A 420-nucleotide genomic window follows, 5' to 3' on the forward strand; every position below is an offset into this window, starting at 1 on the left:
CTGCCACTCGGCCAACCATCGCCAGCACGTCGCGCCCGAGGCCCCGAACAACTCCGTGGGCACCCGGTTCCACCCTATGCCGGTACGCGCCACCCACAGGATTCCCTCCAGAGCCGCCCGGTCATCGGCCCTGCGCCGCCCCGGGTTGCGAAACCGACGCTGCCGCACCGGAATCAACGACTCCAACCTGGCCCACAACTCATCAGTCACAACCCCGTCAACCACACCGAGAAGTGTGGGAACCATTGCCCCACAAGCCAAACCGACACGCCGACTCATTCTGAACTGATCTCTTAGCCTCAATACCAGTGACTTAAGGTTGGTCGGTTCTGGGTGTTGCGTTGGCCAGCGATGTGGTTGATGCGGTACGCCAGTGTGGGGCGATGGTGACTGCGTCGATCGGATTGGGTTGTCGTGGAA

The 420-nt window shown here is 62.1% G+C and carries 1 protein-coding gene; it reads right to left on the reverse strand.

Annotated features, from left to right (window positions below; translation table 11 throughout):
* The coding region (locus IU459_RS37680; protein ID WP_195134326.1) for a transposase at positions 1–225 on the reverse strand (225 nt) is incomplete at its 3' end.
* Positions 226–420 lie beyond the last annotated feature (195 nt).

The sequence above is a fragment of the Nocardia amamiensis genome, from assembly GCF_015477605.1.
GTDB lineage: Bacteria > Actinomycetota > Actinomycetes > Mycobacteriales > Mycobacteriaceae > Nocardia > Nocardia amamiensis_A.